The following is a 19,074-nucleotide window of genomic DNA, read 5'->3' as shown; positions in this document are numbered from 1 at the left end:
GCCCCCGTGGCTGCCCGATGCGCCCGCTGTGTCCGTCCCGCCAATGGGGCGGCCACGGGGGGCCGCCCCTACACATGAATCGTTGGGGCGTGCCAAAGCTCATGTGGCACCCCCAGAAATGAACACCCGGACGGGGTGCCTTGCATCTGTAGGGGCAGGCCCCTGTGCCTGCCCGGATATTACCCACATGCGTTGATTGTCGGGGTAGATTCCCATGCCAGCCCTGGCGTCGCCCACGTGCTTGGATTGCCGGGGTAGATTCCCGTGCCTGCCCGAACTTCGCCCCCTTACCGGCCCGGAGTTTGCCCACATGCGTGGATTGTCGAGGCGGGCCGCCATGCCTGCCATAAATCGATGGGGTCCATCGGGTCGGGACGGGGGTCAGTATCACTGCGGCCACAAAGGGCGTCCGCCGCAATGCAGCCTTGACTTAGGTCGGCGCTGTGCTACAAGTTGAGGTTCTTCCGGCCCGGGATTCTACGAAACGGCCTGAACGGACGAAACCGTCTCCTCATGTGGCTCAAGGAGGCGCAGTCAACGGGGGTTGAGAGAAGACTGATGGATTACAAGAAGACGCTGAATCTTCCAAAAACCGATTTTCCCATGAAGGCGAACTTGGCTCAGCGCGAACCGGAGCTTTTGGCCAAATGGGACACCATGGACCTCTACGGGAAGCTGCGCGAAGCCTCCGTCGGGAGAACACCCTACATCCTTCATGACGGCCCTCCTTACGCCAACGGGCACATTCATCTGGGCACGGCGTTGAACAAGATCCTCAAGGACATGATCGTCAAGAGCCGCCAGATGAGCGGGTTTGACGCCATCTACGTGCCGGGCTGGGACTGCCACGGTTTGCCCATCGAACACCAAGTCGACAAAGAACTCGGGCCCAAGAAAAAAAACATGACCCAGGGAGAAATCCGGCGCCATTGCCGGGCCTACGCCGAAAAGTTCATCGACATTCAACGCCGGGAATTCAAGCGCCTGGGGGTTCTCGGCGAATGGGACAATCCTTATCTCACCATGTCCTACGATTACGAAGCGACCATTGCCAGGGAACTGGGTCGGTTTTTCGAACGGGGGAGTGTGATCCGCAGCAAAAAGCCCATCTATTGGTGCTGCAGTTGCCGGACCGCCTTGGCCGAAGCGGAAGTGGAATACCATGATCACGTGTCCCCGTCCATCTACGTGAAGTTCCCCTTGAGCGAAGAGAGCCGCAAGGCGTTTTCGGCATTCCAGGACCTACCTGTCTATGTCGTCATCTGGACGACCACGCCGTGGACCCTGCCGGCCAACCTGGCCATCGCGCTCCATCCCGATTTTACCTATGCCGCCGTGCGCGTGAAAGACGAGGTGTGGATTCTCGCCGAGGGGCTGACCGAACAGTGCCTCAAGGCTTTTGGGATCGACCATTATGAAATCATCCGCCGTTTTTCCAGTCGGGAACTGGAAGGCCTCACGTGCCGCCATCCTTTCATGGATCGGCCGTCACGCATTGTTCTGGGGTCCCATGTGACCCTGGATGCCGGCACGGGCTGCGTCCACACGGCCCCGGGTCACGGCCGGGAAGACTATGACATGGCTCTGGCCTATGGGCTCGACGTGTATTCCCCCGTGGATGACGACGGGTGCTTTACGGACGATGTGCCGTTTTTCGCCGGACAATTCGTCTTCGACGCCAATAAAAATGTGAACGCCAAACTCCGAGAATTGGGCGCGCTCGTCCTGGAAACGGAGGTTTCCCACAGCTATCCCCACTGCTGGCGCTGCAAGCAGCCCGTGATCTTTCGCGCCACGGAACAGTGGTTCATCTCCATGGAGAAAAACGACCTTCGGAAGAAGGCGCTTAAAGCCATCGACGAAGTGCAATGGGTGCCGTCATGGGGGCGGGACCGCATCTACCAGATGATCGAAAACCGGCCTGACTGGTGCATTTCCAGACAACGTTCCTGGGGGGTACCCATTACGGTGTTTACGTGCAGAAAATGCGGCGAGGTTTTAGCGACCCCCGAGGTGTTCGCGAAAGTCACGGCGCTCTTTGAAAAGGAAGGGGCCGATTGCTGGTTTGAAAAGGACGTGGAGACCCTCCTGCCGGAGGGTGCCGTGTGCCCAGGCTGCGGCGGGAAGGATTTTGACAAGGAAATGGACATCCTGGATGTGTGGTTCGATTCCGGGGTGTCTCATGCCGCAGTGCTGGAACGACGGCCGTATCTTCGATCCCCCGCCGATCTTTACCTGGAGGGAAGCGACCAGCATCGAGGCTGGTTCCATTCGTCGCTGCTCGCTTCGGTGGGGACAAGGGACCGCGCGCCTTACAAGGCGGTGCTGACCCATGGGTTCGTGGTCGACGGCCAGGGCTACAAGATGTCCAAGTCCCTCGGGAACGTCATCGTGCCCGACGAGATCATCAAGCAATACGGGGCGGAAATTTTAAGACTTTGGGTTTCCGCCGAAGACTACCGGGACGACATTCGCATTTCTCAAGACATCCTGAAGCGGTTGAGCGAAGCCTACCGACGGATCCGAAACACCTGGCGGTTCCTGCTGGGGAACCTCTATGATTTCGACCCGGCCCGGGATGCGGTTCCCGTCGCCCGGATGCCGGAACTGGACCGGTACGCTTTGCACACCCTGCAGAAGGTCATCGGCCGAGTCCGGCGCGCTTACGATCGGTTCGAATTCCACCGCGTTTATCATGCGGTGCACAATTACTGCACGGTGGACCTCAGTTCATTTTACCTCGACATTTTGAAGGATCGACTTTACACGGCTCCGCCTGCGAGCGTCGAGCGCCGAGCGGCCCAGACCGTTCTCTATCGGATCCTCACGGCCTTGCTGAAACTCATGGCGCCCATCCTGTCCTTCACCGCGGAAGAGGCGTGGGCGCACCTGCCCGGGGATCGTGCGCCGTCGGTCCACATGGAAGTTTTTCCGGAAGTGGATCCATCCCTTGTAGATGATGCGTTGGAAGAGCGCTGGGGGCGGATCCTCCAGATGCGAGCCGACGTCAGCCGGGCTTTGGAAGCCGCACGCCAGGCCAAAACCATCGGCCATCCGTTGGATGCCCGCGTGCTGTTGGCTTTGCCCGACGCGTGGCAGGACGAGTTCGCTCAAGACGGAGAACTGCTGCGCACGGTGTTCATCGTCTCGGAAGTCCGGCTGGAAAACCTGGACGGACGACCTGGGGCCTTGGAAGGCCAGGAGGTTCCCGGCCTCAAAGTCCTGGTGGAACCGGCATCGGGACGAAAATGCGAGCGTTGCTGGGTTCTTTCCAACACCGTGGGGGCATTTTCGGATCACCCCACCGTCTGTGAACGGTGTCATGGCGCTCTCGAGGCGTTGAGTTAACGTGGGGCGCACCGATCCCATTGCACGCCCATGAAAAAGGCTTCCAACGCCCAAGCGGCCTCTTTAAGTCCCCGGGACTATATTCTTCTTGGCGTGGTGGTCCTGATCGTTTTTGTTGTGGATCAGGCCGCCAAGGCCTGGGTGCTCCACAGCCTGCCGCTCTACAGCCAAAAAGAGATCATTCCCGGGCTTTTCAACCTGGTGCATGTTCGAAACACGGGCGTGGCGTTCAGCTTTTTTGCGGGAAGTGAGAGTCCGTGGCGGGTGACCCTTTTGACCATGCTGCCGCTGGTGGCTTTGGGCGTGATTGTTTATCTCTATCGAGAGACACGTTCCGATGAAAAGGCAAAGCGCCTAGCGCTCGGCCTCATCGCCGGAGGGGCGGCAGGAAATGTGACGGACCGCCTGCGTTTTGGAAACGTGGTGGACTTCCTGGACTTTTACATCGGGCCCTATCACTGGCCGGCCTTCAACGTGGCCGACATGGCTGTCACGGCTGGTGCAGCTCTTCTCCTTTTCTGCGTGCTTCGCCAAGAAAAGTCCCGTCCGCCAGCCCGGTGACCTCTTTGCGGACGTGAAGCGCAAGGAACCCGAGGTCGTTTCGTGCCGCGTGGGGAAGTTTCACTTCTCTTTTTCTTCTTTCCTCAACTGCACGGTGACAAAATTCGGCACCCATTGTTTTTCCTTGGCGTCCCAGGCATATTGGCGAACCACCATGGCATCCTTGTAGATGCGTTCCACAAGCCCGTCCGGCGTCACGGGCGTGCCTTCCCGGACGATGTAGCCCTTGCCTGCGGCGTCTTGAATGAGCGCTCGGGATCCCATCTCGCCCCACAGGATGGCCTTGAGTCCTCGCTCGATTTCTCCAAGGCTCATTCTCTGCAAAGGCGTCACCGGAAACCCCGCCATGGGCACGGGTGAAGGCTCTCTTTCCTTCTCAGGATAGGTTTCGGTGACGGTGGTTTCCGGTTTGATGAAGGGCACGAAGGGATCCGGCAGACCCACAGGGCGATAGCGAAACGCGTCACTGAAAACGGCTCGAAGCATTTCCTCCCTCAGCATCACAGCCTGCTCCGGGCTGATTTCCATGTCCCTGGAAAGGTCCGCGGAGGCTGCTGCGGTCGGCTCGGACGGCGGGATCTCGGCTTCCGATGGCGACGGGGCTGCGCCGGCCATGCCCGAGATCAGAAAAAACACCATAAGGACCGCCGGCCCGGCTAAGGCTTTTTTCCATGCACGGCAGGCCGAGGTGCTCCGGCGGCGGGTTTTTCCGACAACATCTTTACGGGGAAGCCATTTTTGCCGCAGATCCTCCGCCGCCCCCACGGAAGGATGATTCGCCGTTGCGGCGCGGATGCCCACAAGGCCAACGGGAAGGCGGATCGGTCCGCTCTCGAACGACTTTCCGGAAAGTCCGTTCCTTGGTCTATGCCGTTGCATGATCATCATGCCGCGCCTCCCTGTGGTCCGTCCGTTCTTTTCAACTCCGGAAAACCATGAACTTTTTCCTTCTCCCCCATGGCGCCTCATCTCTTTTTTGGCACCAAATCCTTTATCTTTCAACAAAAATTAAGACACCGTGCTTATGCCGTGAAATTGCGGCGATGAACAAAACTGCGTCAGCGAAGAGTGACTATGAATTTACGTCTTTTTGTGCTGTAGGGTCTCCTCTCACATTTTCAGGTGTCAGGGCATCCATGCGGACGCCCGAATGTCAGCCTATGTTCCCTCGTTGCACGAATTCTGGGTGATCTTCATGCTAAACCTCACCCACGGGACCGTCGTCCTCGCCGGGGCGGCCTCGTGGCCGCCCGGATACCGAACTACGCCCTGATCGCATGGACCGCAGCCTTTCATGGCGGGCAAGGGGCCTGGCCCTATTGTATCTTTCTGGGCTGAAGTCGATTCCAAATCATGCCCTGGAACACGCGAGACATTGCGGGAATCACACGGAACCAGGATCGTCCGAAAGGATATCTTGAGGTTCTCCAAACGCATTGTGTGATGCTCAAAATCCATCCCGTCGGTCTCAAAAGGCATCGTATGGGCCTCAAAACCCATCGCGGAGAGGCGGCCTTCTGTGCCTGCCCTTCCGTGATTCCCCATGGTCTTTTCATATGCCGGGGACATGCGCCCCCGGCGTATGGATCGGCAGAAATGCCAAAATCCTTGAACCCTGACAAAGTTTGTCACTCGACCGACAAATCGCGTCACTCTTTGGGGCCCGTGGGCAGGAGTCCGTTTTTGGAAGTGGCGATAACCTGACGGAATCAATAGTAAACACCCTATACGGAACGCCTGGCACATGGATTGCTTGCGTCTTGGACAAGGGCTTCCCATGATATGGAAGGCTGTTTCGTCCCCAGTCATGCCGCAGAAAGGGGGGGAGTGATTGGACAGGGGCCGGGGAACGAGCACAGTGAAGAAACCTGACACCGACCCGCGGGGTCGGGTCAAACTCAACCGAGGAGGCACATCCATGTTGATCAAAATGAAGGAAAGCAAAGGCTTCACCCTTGTGGAACTCATGATCGTCGTGGCCATCATCGGCATTCTCGCCGCCGTGGCCGTCCCATATTATCAGCGATACGTGAAAAAATCCCGGCTCACAAGTCTCGTGTTTCCTGGACTTCACGCCATCGAAACCAGCATTTCTACTTATTATAGTGTCCAGGGTACTTTCCCAACTCTTGGTGCTAGTACCTTAACAACAATGGCAAGGGATGCGGACACGGCCTGTTTCGATGTCGCACCGGGCACCGGGTATGCTATAAAAGTTACATTAAACACCACCCGTAACTCGACAAAGTGTAACTCACTGAAAGATCTTACACCAAATAGCTTTTCGGTGGTTGCAGAATCAACCAGCGGAAAACTCACCTGGAAGTTTCAAGGGGGTCTTGCGCAGGAGTTGGGACTGTAGTGCGGCTTCCTCTCCACTTGCAAGCAGCCTGATGCTCCCAAGGGGCCTTCGGGCCCCAAGGGGTTCTCCTTTGTGGGGCACGTCATGCGACTCAAAAAGCTTTTTCCGGCAGGCGCCGCGATTGTTGTGATTGCGTTGATTTTTTCGGCCTATTCCAATACCTTCACTTCACCACCCGTCCTAGATGACCTTCACAGTTTCGTTGAAAATCGAGCTGTTCATGTGGAGCGCTTCGATCAAGAGGTGTTACGCAATCTCGTGGATTCTTACTTCGGGATCGCGCGATTGTTACCCTTGCTGACTTTTGCCTTCGACTTCTCTTGGGGTATGGGAAGCCTCGCCGCTTTCCACGTGACAAACCTCGTAATTCATCTTTTGGCGTTCCTTGCGTGTTGGTGGTTGACGATTGCCGTGCTCAGAACCCCGGCCCTCTCCGCGGGCGAGAAGCCTCTTGCCGAGCCCGCTTCAAGGCTCTTTTATGCTCTGGCGATATCGGGTCTGTGGGCGCTCCACCCCGTTCAGACGAGTGCCGTGACCTACATCGTTCAGCGAATGGCCTCCATGCAGGCTCTCTTTTTTTCGCCACTTGCGCGGCGTACGTTGAATGGAGGCTCGCTTGGAAGAAGGAGCCGGTTAAAGCGAGATTTTGGACATGTATCCTTTGTGGCTCCGCGGGAGCCGCTTTTTTGTCTAAAGAAAACTCGGCGATGCTTCCGGTGGTCTTGGCCACGATTGAGCTTTGGTTTTTTCAAACTGATTTGCGCAGCATTTTTCGTGAGAGGATATGGCCGCGAGTTCGCAAGCCCCTTCCATGCGCCCTATTGGTTGTATGCTTGGTAGGCATTTTTCTGTTGGGAGCATTCGCATTTCGTCACTTTGCTTCAGGCTACGACGGTCGTCATTTCAGCATGGCGGAAAGGCTCCTCACGGAAGCCCGTGTCGTAATGCGTTACATTTACGCCATTCTTGTTCCAAACCCTAGCGTTCTTTCCATTGAACACGATGTCCCGGTGTCCAGGACCCTTCTTTCGCCTCCGACGACGCTACCGAGTATTCTCGTAATTGTGAGTCTAATTGGTGTCGCGATACGACTTCGCGGGTCTCATCCAATCATTTCCTTTGGGTTGATGTGGTTTTTTCTCAACCTTGTCATTGAATCGAGCATCGTTCCCCTGGAACTTCAGTTCGATCACCGAATGTACCTTCCTTCCTACGGTCTGGTTTTTACGGTGAGCGAACTTTTTCGCTTGGCAGGGGCGCGCCTCTTCAGGTCATGGTCCTCCGGTGAAAGACGAAAGCTAGCCTTCTCCTGCACAGCCCTTGGCCTTGCCGTTTTCTCGTTGCTCACTTTTTCACGGAATGAAGATTGGCGGGACGTGGTCACCATCAACCGGGATGCTGTGGAAAAGGCGCCCCATCACCCCCGGGCTCATGCGAACTACGCTTCGGCCCTCGCCAAAGTCGGCCGTTACGATGAGGCGATGGCGGAAGCCTACAAGGCAATAGAACTTGGCCGAGCACGGTTCGAAAGCCATTTCACTGCCGGAGGTGTTGTTTTAAGTGCGCTGATGCACCACGAGCGTTGGGAAGAGGCCATCGCCGAAGGGGAAAGACTCTATGAGGCAAGGCCCGAAAGATTCGATGCCAAGCAATTGCCTGTCTTTCTGTTAAAACTTGCAGAATGTTACCGTGTGGCAGGAAGATATCCAGAAGCTTTTCATAAAGTGGTCCAGGTGTCCAAACTGACGCAAGACTATCATCGGCTTCGGGATGATCGAAAATGGATGTATCTGGTGCTCAACCTGATCATCGCCGATGCTGCGGCTAAGAATATCGACGTGGATGGCGATGGGACTGCCGACCCAGGAGATCTCTTACCGAACGAGTGGATAGCCAAGACTTTGAAGGGTTTTGGGGACTATGAAGGCGCGAGGATTTTTGCGTTGCAAGCGACGGGATCTCAGATGGCTGCAAAGTTGCTCCGGGAGCTCGAACTCTATGAAGAAAGGAATCGCCAACAATCCGAAGCGTGGTGGAGTTTTAAAAACAACCATCTTAAAGCCGCTGTCGGCGGAGAGAACATCACACTCGGTTTGTCTTACTTAATACTTAAGTTTGCAAATCATGATCTTATGAAATTTATCGGGGAACAACTTCTCGATTGGAATCATAAGACCAATCCTTGGAACCCGGACACGTACACTCTCCGGGGATGGTACGCTTTTGAACGGAAAGATCCGCGAGCGGCGCAAGAGGCTCGCCAGGCCGTCGATTTGGCACCGCAGTCGGCCAAGGCGTGGATCGCCCTTGGGTTTTTTGAACAGAGGGCGGGTCGGGTGGAAAACGCCCTGACAGCTTTCCGGCACAGCTTGGAATTGTATCCGGGTTACCCCAAGAGAAAGGTGCTGGAGGAGCTCATGGCCCAGCTTGAAAACCAGATCGCAAGCGAAGTTGCGGAGCGGGGCGACCCTGTGGAAAGGAAGCCCTCTCAACACGCTGCGGCCATGTAGGTTTTCTATACCCTTTCACGGGTTCTTCCGATAATCCTACGGCGGTCATTCCAAGGCTCACTTCAGATCCGAAGCATTCCGGGGCGTCTAGGCGCCGAAGAAGCTTTATGAGGCGGGATCTTTTTCAGTCCCAGGGTTTGCAGGCTCATGGCGGCACATAACGCCGAAAGACCTCTCCTCGGGAGCCCCAATTCCTCCGCCGTGATGAGAGCGACAATGCAGCCTGGACCGCTCCCGGACCTAATTAGGCCGAGGTCGGCCGCCACTGTTGACGCCAAACACTCGACCATTTTACAAAGGGACTTAGAAATCACCAGAAAACCAATGGCCGTCTGGGGGGATCCGTATGGCACGAATGTCCTGGGGCGGCATGCCAACGCTCGAGTCCTCTGTGTGCCGTCTCGGATCAAGATGAGACGTGAACACGCAGATTTACGGAGTGTCACGAAGCGGGAGAGGATTCCGAAGCGTGGGGCGAACTTCCCGGGTTGCACAGCGGCCGCCGCCTGAGGATAGGGCGCATCCTCGGAATCGCCGAAGCGGCGTCCACGGGCTCGGCAGCACGCTCTACCAAGCATTACGAGGCGACTTGGGGGCCGGCGGGAGGATGCTTCAGGCCACCCGGCGCTTGATTTCCGCCACGTCCCGTTCCAGCGCTCTTAGACGCTGTTCCAGCGTCTCGTGCTCCTCCCGGCGCACAACGACCTCGTAGAGCCGATCGATCCTCGTGTTCGTCTCGTGGATACGTCGGCCGAACTCTTCGCGCAGCGCATCGATCCGCCGGCTCTGATCCAGAAGATGCGCGTTCACGTCGTCCAAGCGCTTATGGAGGGTTTCCATCTGCGCTTTCAATTCCGCGTGGCTGCGCCGCATGTGGTCCAATTCTGGGAGAATAAGCTCCTGCAGTGCTGCCCGGAGAGCTTCCTTGACTTCCATGACCGCCGCCCTCTCTGCGGTTTTCTCACATGTTCGGCATTCTCGTCCTGAAAGACACCTTGGAAACAATTTTTATCATGACAGCGATGACTTGGAAAGAGCGACGTTTCGAGCGGCCTTTTCGGCATTTCTGAAGGTTGGGTAGCGATACCCCGAGAAAACCTCGAACCTGGGCAAAAGGCGCGTCCAGGCAGTGCGGCCTCCGGAACGTTTTTCCGAAGCTATGAATTTTTTTCGTTAAGGAACTGACCGAAACGTCCGAATACCTCTTAGGAGGCGTGTGAGACGTCTGCGAGGGCGGAGCACCCAAGCCCATGCGGAGTGGACATTATTCATCGGATAGGACCATGGCTAAGCGAACAGACGAAGCGGGGACTTCGAGTCGGAAGACGAATCGCGGTCACAGGCTGACACCGCCGGGAGGCTTCACCTTGGTGGAACTCATGGTCGTCGTGGCGATCCTGGCGATTTTGAGTTCCGTGGCCATCCCGGCTTACGTGAATTACGTGAACCGGGCGCGCCAGAGCGAAGCCATCTTGGCGTTGATGAACATCAAGATGGACCAGGAGATTTTCTGGGACGATCACAGCCGCTACGCCGGAACCATCGGCTGTCTTGCTTCCTTTGGAAACACCTGTTCAGCCGGGACGTTCCGCACGACGGCGAGCGGCTACAAGGTCAAAATCATCGATGCGGGGGCAAGTACTTTTCGAGCCCAAGCGTCGAAAAAGATCTATCCGTATGCCTCGACGGATGTCATCGAGCTCCATGTGACCGCGGGAACGCCGGATGCGACGCCCAAAGTGCTTCATCCGGATGCCATTGGTTTTTCCCTCTTTAAATGGGTTTTCAATTGAGGATCCAGATGAGGCGGAGATTACTGAAAACTTTGTCGATGCTGAGCGTTGTGTGTTTGGCGCTGTCAGGGCTGGTATCGTGTTCCAGCTCGGGTTCAGGTGAATCCTTCGATAAGGCGAGCCTGAAAGCGGCGTCGGGCCCCACCGCCCGCAAGGCTGGGCTCACAGGCGGCTCCGGCGCCGTCGCCGACCACGCGCACCAAGCGACCGGCTCCTCGGAAGTGCGCCTCGTATCGCTCCAGCTGGATCCTCCACGCCCCGTAACGGGGGAAACCCTCCGGGCCGTTGTGAACGTGGAAGGCACACCTTCGGATGATGATGCCCTGGTCATCCGTTGGACCATCAACGGTACGGACTTGGACCCGACGGGACCCGTTCTGGAACATTCGTTGAACTACGGAGATTCGGTGACGGCCAGGGCCGAGCTTACGAGCGGCGACGGCAAGCGACAGGTTCTTTCAACGTCCGTGCTGGTCGGCAACGCACCGCCCAATCTTGGGCTCTCTCGGGGAACGGTGGAGCAGGGAGAATATGTGGCGGTCCTTTCCGCGGAAGATCCTGAGGAAGACGGGGTTGCCTTGAAGCTCGTGGAAGCGCCGGAGGGGATGGTACTGGATCCCGAGACCAAGACCCTTCGTTGGCGGCCTGCGGAATCCCAAAAGAGGGGTGCCTTTCCCGTGGTCATCGAGGGGGAAGATTCGGCCGGCAACGTTTCGCGCTACAGTTTTGAAGTCACGGTTTCCCCACCGCAAAAAGACGTGGCTTCTCTAGACGGTGGACGGCAATGAAGGCAATGAGAAGGTATCCATCCGATCAAGGTTTCACCCTGGTGGAATTGATTGTCACGGTGGCCGTTGTGGTCCTGATTTTAAAATTCGTGGGCTGGGGACTGGCGGGAGTGACCGGGTATGAGGACGTCCGCACCGCAGCGCGCCGTCTGGAAACTGTGATTCAGGAAGCCAAAACCCTTGCCCATGAAAAAGGTGCGGTTTACTCGCTCGTGTTCGTGCCTGATTCCGGAGGCAACGGTTTCCGAGGGTACAGGGTGTTTCGTGACGACGACGGAGACGACAACCGAACCGAGCCCACAGACGGGAATTGTCTGCGGGACGACAATGAACCGTGGACTGGAAGCGTGGACCTTCCATCGCGGGTTTCGCTCAGCCTTGAAAACACCTTGCCGAAAAATGCGAACAACGAGACGTGCCTCGCCTTTGCCAGCGACGGCCGTTTGGCCAACGGGCAGGGTGGAAAGCTCCACTTCGTCGGAGCATCAGGGTCCCAAGTGACGGTCACCGTCAACGCCATGGGGTGGGTTCATGTGGACTAGGTTTTCTCTCTTTGAAACACGGCACGTGCGGATCGGCCTTGGCGGCACCATGGGGTTTACTTTGGTGGAGGTCCTGGTGTCTCTCATGGTTTTAGCGGTGGCCCTCATGTCTTTGTGGGGGTTCCACTGGACATCGAGGCACGTGAACATGAATTCGAAGCGTGAAGCCACGGCGCTGCTTCTTGCCAACGAAAAACTTGAAGCCTATCGCCAGGCCATCGCGGCGGACAACGAAACATATAACCCGGCCGGGACGGAGACACTCACGAAGGATCACGTCGTTTATACCATGACGACGAGCTCCAATGCCGATGCGACGTATCCTTGGAAAAGAAATGTCACCGTTTCGGTGCGTTGGGCGGAGCAAAGGGGTGGGCAAGGTCAGGTGGTGCTGCAGACACTCGTCGTTCCCTAGGCCGGAAGATTACGGCGCTCGTGGACATGCAAAAGCTTCCGGCGCTTATGGGCTCCACTCGGGGTGGAGCCGGGCCATGACGCTGGTGGAGCTTTTGGTGGCGCTGGCTGTGACGGCTCTCGTCATGGCGGCGGCCGTGGGTGTGTTCTCTTCGCAGCATCGAAATTATGTGCGCAACCGGTCGGAAAAGGAAGTGATCCAAGACACGGCCAACGTTGTCCGGGTTCTCCAGAGGGATCTCCTTGAGGCCGGATGGGCCGTGGATCGAAAGATGGCGTTTCTCGTTAAAGACGGCGGATCCGGTTCTCCGGATAGGATCATTCTAAACGATGTGGATCTCATCGACCCGGTACGCCATGCGGACAGGCTCCTGGAAGCGGCCGCATGCCCTGGGTGCCTGGCCATAAGCTCGGTCACCTGGTCGACGGTGATAGTTACAGATCCCTGGGACTCTTCTCCGTATGCAGAAGATGTTATGGACATCAACGGGGATAACGAGACGGATTTTTTTGACAACGGAACCTATTTTTTTGTGATCACAGATGCTCAAGGTTTGGACAATAAGACGGCTTCGGTAGAAAGTGTCTCCGGCACAAGTTTGACCGTTTCCGGCTCCCTTGCGGGCACTCTTATTGCGCCGGCCATTTACTATTGTGTCGATACCGGCGTGTCTGCGTGTCATCCAGCCGGGTCCCAAGAGACCTTCGTTTTGCGTCGCAGCGATCGCAGGACCGAGGGACAGTTGCTCCCTGTGGCCGACAACGTGGTGGATCTTCAGGTGGCCTATCAGGATGAGGCAGGGTATTGGTATGGGGAGGCCGGATGTTCCGGCAAAGGCGTCGGTGCATCAAAATGCGAGCGCAGTCCTTTTGACCCGAGCCGTATTCGCTTGATCCGCCTCAGCGTGGTCCTTAGAAGCCCCACCAAGGATAAGGACCGTTTGACCGACCCCTCCTTTTGCCGACCGACGGTGGAGAACAGGTCCGCGGGAACAGGAGCCGACGAATGCGGCTATTATTACAAAGTTCATACCCTGGTGATTCATCCTCGAAACACATGAAAGGGCATGGAACCATGAAGGCACCAGCACCGGGGCTTGCCAAGGCCGCCACGGCGGGGTTCTCATCACCGGCGGCCAAGGTTGTGAAAAACGATCAGGGCATGGCTATGGTGCTGACGCTTTCCGCCGTGGCGTTGCTAAGCCTACTCGGGGTGTGGCTCGTGGTGCAAAGTGGATCCACACACCAGTTGACGCAGTCCGTTGAGCGCCGCGAGGGGGCATTCAACTTGGCCGAGGGAGCGCTCCAGCTCAGTTGGTACTGCCTTCGGACGGAGTCCAACGAGATACTCCTCAAGGATCTGAAAAAAAAGCAGGATGTCACTCCCCCTGCCGGGGTCGTTCCTTACATGCAGGCGGATCAGCCTGTGGACGATCAGACAAAAGCCTCCAGAACACTTACGCCGCGTCTCGTTTTCCTGGATGCGCAATCGGTCGCGGGGTGGGATATGAACAAGTTCCGCGGCTATTATTACCTGGCCCATGGACAGGGTCAGGAAACCCTTCCGCAACCAAAAGGCGGGCCCGCCCGATCGGAAGTGGTGATGCTGATCCAAAAGATCGGGCAAGTCCGTTCCCGCTGAGTTTTTCCCCAACTTTTAAAGCACGCCGTTCCGACCTACTTTTTGGGGAAAGCAGAGAGCGTCCGTCCGTCTTCGAGCCAAGTTCATCCATGACATCGCCGCGAGAAAACGATGAGGGGGCAGGTTTTCTGCGCATCTTTTGCTCTGAGCGCACCAATATGGAGCGAAAAAAACGCAGCGTTTTTTCCAATGCTTCGCGGCTCTCGCGTCCCATTGCGTGATCCGTGAGATGGCGGTTGCAAAGAATACCCTCGCAGCGCAGACATCGTATTGAACTTGCAATTGTTCTATGCCATTGGGCTTCCTGTCCCCATCTCACCCGGGACGTTCATCGATTCGGACATCCCGAGGACAGCCCACGACGTCTCGTTGGGCGGATCCAGGCTTGACGTTTTCCCGTAACCGCTGGCCCACTGTCATGCTTGCCGGGCGGCCCGTGCTGGTCCGGTACCACTCGCGGCCCTCTTCCGATGGACCCGAGCGATCCACTCGGCCACAAGGGGCCTGCCCCTGCGGTGGCTTCGACAGATGTGGGCATCAATTAAGTGCTGACCACAAAACAAACGCCTGATGGCGGGGATCGCAGGGGATCGCACGAATTCAGCCCATGGGAATCGTCGCGGCCTACTTCAGCCGAGAAGACCCTCGGGGGAATTTCCAGGTCAGGGGGGCCTGCCTCGGCACCGAGGGGCAAAAACTATTGCTCCTCGGTGCCATAATGACGTGGTGACAGCGGGCGCTTGGTCCTCCCTAGGAAGGCGGACCGGCCCGCTTGGAGACGGCTGATCAAGAAGAGATCGGACAGGTCGGTCCTCTTTACCTGAAGTGGTGTCCCTTTCTTTCTAGTGAAGCTGTTTCCAGCCGCTTTTTGCCACAGGAGAGGGTATCTCCACCTGGAGCCGATGAATTACCCCGTTGCTCGTCTGGATGAACAGATATTCTCCGGAGGAATCCATCACAGGTCGGCTTGGCATACCTTCGCCCAATTTCAGCACGTAGGCGGTGTTTCCCACTTGGGTGTACTGGCCGTCTTGCAATTCCTTCGGATTTTTGGCCACTTTGGTGAAACCGGATTTCTCGAACGGATCGAAAGTCATGGGGCGGCACATGTAATCCACGGCGTAGAGATAGGCGTCACCCCCCGCGGCGCACGGGTCGTCTTTTGGGACGAACGTTGTAAAGAAAACCACTCCACCGGCGACCAAAGCCGAATCGACGACTCTTTCTCCAGGGATGCTGAGGTCTTTGAGGCATGTCCAGCAGGCATCACTGCATTGGTTTTCGCAGCAATCGGGACTCCCATCGGTTTTGACCCATGTGCAATTGTCGCCGAAAGATGATGAAGCGCAAAGGAATTGGGCAGAGAACTGGAGTCCGCCATCGGAGAAGCCGGTTATGTTGGCTGGCCGGGTGAGATCGTCACGAATCGCATAAAAGGACATGGAGGCGGTGTCGGTGCGATCGTCGGATCCTCCCACCACGTTGTCGAACTTTCCCGTGCCGAAGTAGAGCCACAGGTTCTTGTAAGGGTCGAGGGTGGCCACCGGCATCACGGTGATGGGTTGTCGGTTGGACCGATAGATGTTGCCTCCGGGATCGTTCTTCGTTTTCCTCACTGTCAAGTGCATGGTGGGAGTCGAGTTGTCGAGGGCGAGATCCAGTGTGTAAAAATTGCCATTGAGATCGCCGAAGGCGAGATAATCCACTCTGCCGTCCGGGGTGACCTGGCCTTGGGCGTTCCGAAGGTCGAGAGCCACCGGATCCCCAAGGGCGTAGGGAATGGTGTTCGACCCGTTGGTCACCTTCGGCCACTGAGTGGCCCAATAGTCTAAAATTTTGGGCCAAAGGTACTGAAAGATATTGACCCCTTTTTCAATATCGATGGCCAACAAGTGGGGTCTAAGAAAAGTCATTGTCGTATTGTTGTCCAGAGACCCAGTAAGGTCGCTCTCCGGCTTAAAAGTGTGCGGACTGGCGCCAAGAAAAGCATACCAGCCGCTTAGCTGCGCAGAGCCGTAGGACGAAGCGCTCACAGAAGGTGCTCCCGCTTCCAAGGGGTTGATTCTTGGCTTGGCCGTAAAAGAGACGCTGTTTGAAATATCAAAGTAGCCCACATAGGGCACGGTCCAGGACACAGGCATGCAGGCGACTTGATCGTAGACGGATTTGTCAAGGAAAGGCATTTCCCCTGTGGATGCGTCCGCCACGAGGTTTCTGAGAACAGAATATTCCCAGAGCACCTTGGGATGGTCAGGATCCGTCACGTCCAGGGCAAAGTAGACGTCTCCTCCGCCGCGCTCACCTCCAAGCACCACGGTCCGCCATTCACGCGTCCCATTTCCGTCATGGTCGATATAGACATCCCAGGCAATGGGGGAAAGATCCACCATGGTGCGATGGGCGCAGGCCGAAGGATGGCCGTAGTTCGGCTTTGCCAGTTCTTTGAGTTGCGGCAGGAGGTTGCCGGGGACGTACGCCCAGAGCTCTTTGCCGATTTGAGCCCCAAGGGTTGAATTGTCCGGATTGTATATCCACGTGGAAGTGGCGTTATCCCACACGCCGATGACAAAGGCGTGGAGCATGCCGTCGTTGGCACCGACATAGACCATTTTTTTACGGGTGCCATGTTTCTGGCGATAGCAGTAAAAGCACTTCTTGGCACACTCATCCATGCCCGTTCCGCTGCAGACGCAGGAGCAGTCCCCCGTAAGCTGTGAATCCACAGAACTGATGGATGGAGGGCCGACCACCACGGGTGTGGAATACACGATGTCCCCCAGTGTCCATCCTTGCCGATTCCGTGCGATATTCGTCCATGAACTCTCCCAGTCACCCCGCAGCCAGCGGACCAGAGCCTTGGCGTCGTCGGAGTCTGTCTGGTTATCGCTATTGAAGTCGATCTCGTTCGCCAAGGCGGCTTCAAGGGAAGACCAATTCGAAGGGAGGCTCGTGTAAAACGAGGCATTACAGGTGCCGGTGCCGTCGTCAAGTTTTGTCATGGTGCCGTCATCGAGGACAGTGAAAAGACATCGGTCCTTTGAATTACCGAGCTGCATATTCTTTCCGGCATCCCAGCAATAGCCATCGATAAAGCCAGGATCGGAACAAAATTTCCCTTTATTCTCAGATAGTTGAAAACTATAGAGATTCCCTCGACACGCCCCGAGGTACCATTGGCATCCGGAGAGGCTGTTACAAGTCACATTGTCTGTGAAATCCTCGCATCCTTCATAAGGCCAATAGGCTTCCAGATGACCTCTCCAGGAATAAATGTTCGGGGTATCATCATAGGCCGTAAACGCACCTCGAACCACCAAATCCTGACCGAGAACTTCCTGCGTCACCGTGGCCACCGCCCCTGCGCTTCCTCCCTTGGCCAAGATGGCCAGCATGGCCTTTTCCAGGTTCTTCTCGAGTTCCAAGGGATTGGCGACAAAGAAGTAGTTGTCCGGCACATTGTCGCCGTCTTTATCCCATTCGGATGGAAGGTCAGGGATCTTGTTTCCATTGAGATCGTCAAAGCCACCCCATTTTGCGGCATACCACAGGGGATTTTTGAGCGTCTGGGCTGCGTTTCCTGTGACGGTAAAATTGTCGCTCCACGTGAGAGGCATTTGAGCGACGACGCTCGGGGTATCAGTATCATTGTCATTAGAATTCGGGACATCTTTATCTTTGACGGGAAGGTACAATCCGTCGTCAGTCGTACCGGAGATGACGAACCCCAAAACCTGATCGATACATCCCGCGGCATATTCGGAGGTCAGAGTGACCTTCACCTGATCAGATCCGATGGGCTCAACTTCGTAAATGACCACAGCATCCATGTCATGATCGGCCCCTTGCTCCACATCTTCGAAATTCACACGAAACTTTGCATAAGTCATGTTCGACTTGTTGTCATAGGTCATAGTATCAATGTAAAAATCCACGATTTGGTTCGAAGGGCAATAGGGGTCCGCAGAACAATTGCTGATGATCAGACCTCGTTGATCGCTTTTTGTGATCGAGCATTTCGCTGAGCACGCAGTGTGTGTTCCCAGGCATCCACTGACGCTCTTGCCCACGGGAACCAATTCGACGAACTTATCGCCGACTTTGATTCGAATATCGGGAATGGGCGACGACATGGCTACGACATAGGTGGTCACATCGGGGATTCCCTTAATGAATTGCTTACCATAATAGGCCACAGCCGCCGAATAAAAACTTCCTTGTTTGGTGGGCTCCTCCGGACATAACCCTCGCACGGAACTCAGGCTGCTCAGGGTTTTCGCCGAGCAGACGAAATCATAGTTTGTTCCGGACTGGCCGATGAAATACATGCTATTATCAAGATTTTCGTTATCTCCAATGGTGTCGGTGAGGGACCCCACATTGAGGCCTTGCAGGTCTCCGGTGAAGCTTCCAAACCCTGAATAGACGCCTGGGAGCTGGTTGGAATCGTAACTCGGATTGATATCGCTCAGCACCAGGAGATTTGGCTTGGAGCAATCTGGGAAAAGGTCGAAAGGATACAGATTGGTATTTCCTTTTTTGATAAACCAGTTGGGCTTGGAAAGGTTGAGACCTGCGTCGTCATTTTGACTATAGGTGAATCCGGACGTGGGTGTTCCTTTCCCTGTAAGGAAGCGTAGAGCTTCATACATCATTTCTCCAATGGGGTTTCCCCACATGCAGCACTCTTCCTCCTTGAGAGAGTGATCGGTGATCCAACCGCATGTGCCCCCGTCTTTAGCTTCATAAGAAAAGCTATCGTATGTAAATCCCACAGTCTGCATGCGATCCAAGGTGAGGATAATGTTGCCCTGGACGTTTTCGGAGCTCTGGAAGCTGCCGGATTGTGTGTTGATTTCGTCCATAACCGTCCAGATATTTTTGCGGAGGACGCCGCCGCTGAGATTTTTCCTGTAGGATCCCGTGAGTAATCCCATGTAAAGGGGACTGCGAAACACGCAGAGCCCTTCGTTGGCCCCACAGTCGGCATCTGTCTGGCATGGCTTGTAGGTTTTGGAACACATTTTGGATCCGTCGCCTTCACCGTACTTTTGGAGAAGTCCCACGGGCTTGGGCGTAGTTCCCCCCCAGGGTAAAGTTTGCAATAGTTTTGCTCC

General features: G+C 56.1%; 14 protein-coding genes. 11 read left to right on the top strand and 3 right to left on the bottom strand.

What is annotated here, in order from left to right; genetic code table 11:
* The first annotated feature begins 558 nt into the window (after window positions 1–558).
* Both ileS and lspA read left to right on the top strand, forming a co-directional pair.
* Window positions 559–3,348 (top strand): isoleucine--tRNA ligase, encoded by a 2,790-nt coding sequence (gene ileS, locus ACZ5K9_RS03135; protein WP_464272967.1) that lies wholly within the window; start codon window positions 559–561, stop codon window positions 3,346–3,348.
* Window positions 3,349–3,378: 30 nt separating this feature from the next.
* Window positions 3,379–3,909 carry a signal peptidase II gene (gene lspA / locus ACZ5K9_RS03130; RefSeq protein ID WP_464272966.1) on the top strand — a complete coding sequence of 177 codons (531 nt, stop codon included), beginning with the start codon at window positions 3,379–3,381 and terminating at the stop codon, window positions 3,907–3,909.
* A 60-nt stretch (window positions 3,910–3,969) separates the two neighbouring features.
* On the opposite strand, the gene ACZ5K9_RS03125 is transcribed toward lspA, so the two are convergent.
* On the bottom strand, window positions 3,970–4,797 hold the full coding sequence (locus ACZ5K9_RS03125; protein WP_464272965.1) for a hypothetical protein: 828 nt from the start codon (window positions 4,795–4,797) through the stop codon (window positions 3,970–3,972).
* Between the two features lie 1,030 nt (window positions 4,798–5,827).
* Here ACZ5K9_RS03125 and ACZ5K9_RS03120 point away from each other — a divergent pair.
* From ACZ5K9_RS03120 to ACZ5K9_RS03110, 3 genes are all read left to right on the top strand, one after another.
* Window positions 5,828–6,271 (top strand): pilin, encoded by a 444-nt coding sequence (locus ACZ5K9_RS03120; protein WP_464272964.1) that lies wholly within the window; start codon window positions 5,828–5,830, stop codon window positions 6,269–6,271.
* A gap of 84 nt (window positions 6,272–6,355) precedes the next feature.
* Window positions 6,356–7,111: a hypothetical protein gene (locus tag ACZ5K9_RS03115; RefSeq protein WP_464272963.1), complete on the top strand. Its 756-nt coding sequence runs from the start codon at window positions 6,356–6,358 to the stop codon at window positions 7,109–7,111.
* 68 nt (window positions 7,112–7,179) lie between these two features.
* Window positions 7,180–8,781 carry a tetratricopeptide repeat protein gene (locus tag ACZ5K9_RS03110; RefSeq protein WP_464272962.1) on the top strand — a complete coding sequence of 534 codons (1,602 nt, stop codon included), beginning with the start codon at window positions 7,180–7,182 and terminating at the stop codon, window positions 8,779–8,781.
* Between the two features lie 612 nt (window positions 8,782–9,393).
* Here ACZ5K9_RS03110 and ACZ5K9_RS03105 read toward each other — a convergent pair.
* A complete protein-coding gene (locus ACZ5K9_RS03105; RefSeq protein WP_464272961.1) occupies window positions 9,394–9,717 on the bottom strand; it encodes a hypothetical protein in 324 nt (107 codons plus the stop codon).
* Window positions 9,718–10,064: 347 nt separating this feature from the next.
* On the opposite strand from ACZ5K9_RS03105, the gene ACZ5K9_RS03100 reads away from it, so the two are divergent.
* The 6 genes from ACZ5K9_RS03100 to ACZ5K9_RS03075 all read left to right on the top strand — a co-directional run bounded on the left by ACZ5K9_RS03100 (window position 10,065) and on the right by ACZ5K9_RS03075 (window position 13,960).
* On the top strand, window positions 10,065–10,574 hold the full coding sequence (locus tag ACZ5K9_RS03100; protein ID WP_464272960.1) for a type IV pilin protein: 510 nt from the start codon (window positions 10,065–10,067) through the stop codon (window positions 10,572–10,574).
* Window positions 10,575–10,582: 8 nt separating this feature from the next.
* The gene (locus tag ACZ5K9_RS03095) at window positions 10,583–11,362 is read left to right on the top strand and encodes a putative Ig domain-containing protein (RefSeq protein ID WP_464272959.1); all 780 of its coding nucleotides are present in this window, start codon (window positions 10,583–10,585) and stop codon (window positions 11,360–11,362) included.
* Window positions 11,359–11,904: a prepilin-type N-terminal cleavage/methylation domain-containing protein gene (locus ACZ5K9_RS03090; protein WP_464272958.1), complete on the top strand. Its 546-nt coding sequence runs from the start codon at window positions 11,359–11,361 to the stop codon at window positions 11,902–11,904. The genes ACZ5K9_RS03095 and ACZ5K9_RS03090 overlap by 4 nt, the downstream gene beginning before the upstream one ends.
* Entirely contained in the window at window positions 11,894–12,319 is a 426-nt protein-coding gene (locus tag ACZ5K9_RS03085; RefSeq protein WP_464272957.1) for a type IV pilus modification PilV family protein, read from the top strand. Before ACZ5K9_RS03090 ends, ACZ5K9_RS03085 begins: the two co-directional genes overlap by 11 nt.
* 76 nt (window positions 12,320–12,395) lie before the next feature.
* Window positions 12,396–13,379 carry a hypothetical protein gene (locus tag ACZ5K9_RS03080; RefSeq protein ID WP_464272956.1) on the top strand — a complete coding sequence of 328 codons (984 nt, stop codon included), beginning with the start codon at window positions 12,396–12,398 and terminating at the stop codon, window positions 13,377–13,379.
* A gap of 14 nt (window positions 13,380–13,393) precedes the next feature.
* Entirely contained in the window at window positions 13,394–13,960 is a 567-nt protein-coding gene (locus tag ACZ5K9_RS03075; RefSeq protein WP_464272955.1) for a hypothetical protein, read from the top strand.
* Between the two features lie 842 nt (window positions 13,961–14,802).
* Here the strand turns inward: ACZ5K9_RS03075 and ACZ5K9_RS03070 are convergent.
* Entirely contained in the window at window positions 14,803–18,981 is a 4,179-nt protein-coding gene (locus tag ACZ5K9_RS03070; protein ID WP_464272954.1) for a pilus assembly protein, read from the bottom strand.
* Between the last annotated feature and the right edge of the window lie 93 nt (window positions 18,982–19,074).

Source organism: Desulfosoma profundi (genome assembly GCF_055387865.1).
The sequence above is the reverse complement of the archived record's forward strand: the minus strand, read 5'-3'. Positions and strand labels throughout refer to the sequence as shown.

What these genes read in the sequence shown, in the direction of transcription:
- ileS (WP_464272967.1), top strand. Translation starts at nt 559, where the DNA reads ATGGATTACAAGAAGACGCTGAATCTTCCAAAAACCGATTTTCCCATG.
- lspA (WP_464272966.1), top strand. Translation starts at nt 3,379, where the DNA reads ATGAAAAAGGCTTCCAACGCCCAAGCGGCCTCTTTAAGTCCCCGGGAC.
- ACZ5K9_RS03125 (WP_464272965.1), bottom strand. Translation starts at nt 4,797, where the DNA reads ATGATGATCATGCAACGGCATAGACCAAGGAACGGACTTTCCGGAAAG.
- ACZ5K9_RS03120 (WP_464272964.1), top strand. Translation starts at nt 5,828, where the DNA reads ATGTTGATCAAAATGAAGGAAAGCAAAGGCTTCACCCTTGTGGAACTC.
- ACZ5K9_RS03115 (WP_464272963.1), top strand. Translation starts at nt 6,356, where the DNA reads ATGCGACTCAAAAAGCTTTTTCCGGCAGGCGCCGCGATTGTTGTGATT.
- ACZ5K9_RS03110 (WP_464272962.1), top strand. Translation starts at nt 7,180, where the DNA reads ATGGCGGAAAGGCTCCTCACGGAAGCCCGTGTCGTAATGCGTTACATT.
- ACZ5K9_RS03105 (WP_464272961.1), bottom strand. Translation starts at nt 9,717, where the DNA reads ATGGAAGTCAAGGAAGCTCTCCGGGCAGCACTGCAGGAGCTTATTCTC.
- ACZ5K9_RS03100 (WP_464272960.1), top strand. Translation starts at nt 10,065, where the DNA reads ATGGCTAAGCGAACAGACGAAGCGGGGACTTCGAGTCGGAAGACGAAT.
- ACZ5K9_RS03095 (WP_464272959.1), top strand. Translation starts at nt 10,583, where the DNA reads ATGAGGCGGAGATTACTGAAAACTTTGTCGATGCTGAGCGTTGTGTGT.
- ACZ5K9_RS03090 (WP_464272958.1), top strand. Translation starts at nt 11,359, where the DNA reads ATGAAGGCAATGAGAAGGTATCCATCCGATCAAGGTTTCACCCTGGTG.
- ACZ5K9_RS03085 (WP_464272957.1), top strand. Translation starts at nt 11,894, where the DNA reads ATGTGGACTAGGTTTTCTCTCTTTGAAACACGGCACGTGCGGATCGGC.
- ACZ5K9_RS03080 (WP_464272956.1), top strand. Translation starts at nt 12,396, where the DNA reads ATGACGCTGGTGGAGCTTTTGGTGGCGCTGGCTGTGACGGCTCTCGTC.
- ACZ5K9_RS03075 (WP_464272955.1), top strand. Translation starts at nt 13,394, where the DNA reads ATGAAGGCACCAGCACCGGGGCTTGCCAAGGCCGCCACGGCGGGGTTC.
- ACZ5K9_RS03070 (WP_464272954.1), bottom strand. Translation starts at nt 18,981, where the DNA reads ATGTGTTCCAAAACCTACAAGCCATGCCAGACAGATGCCGACTGTGGG.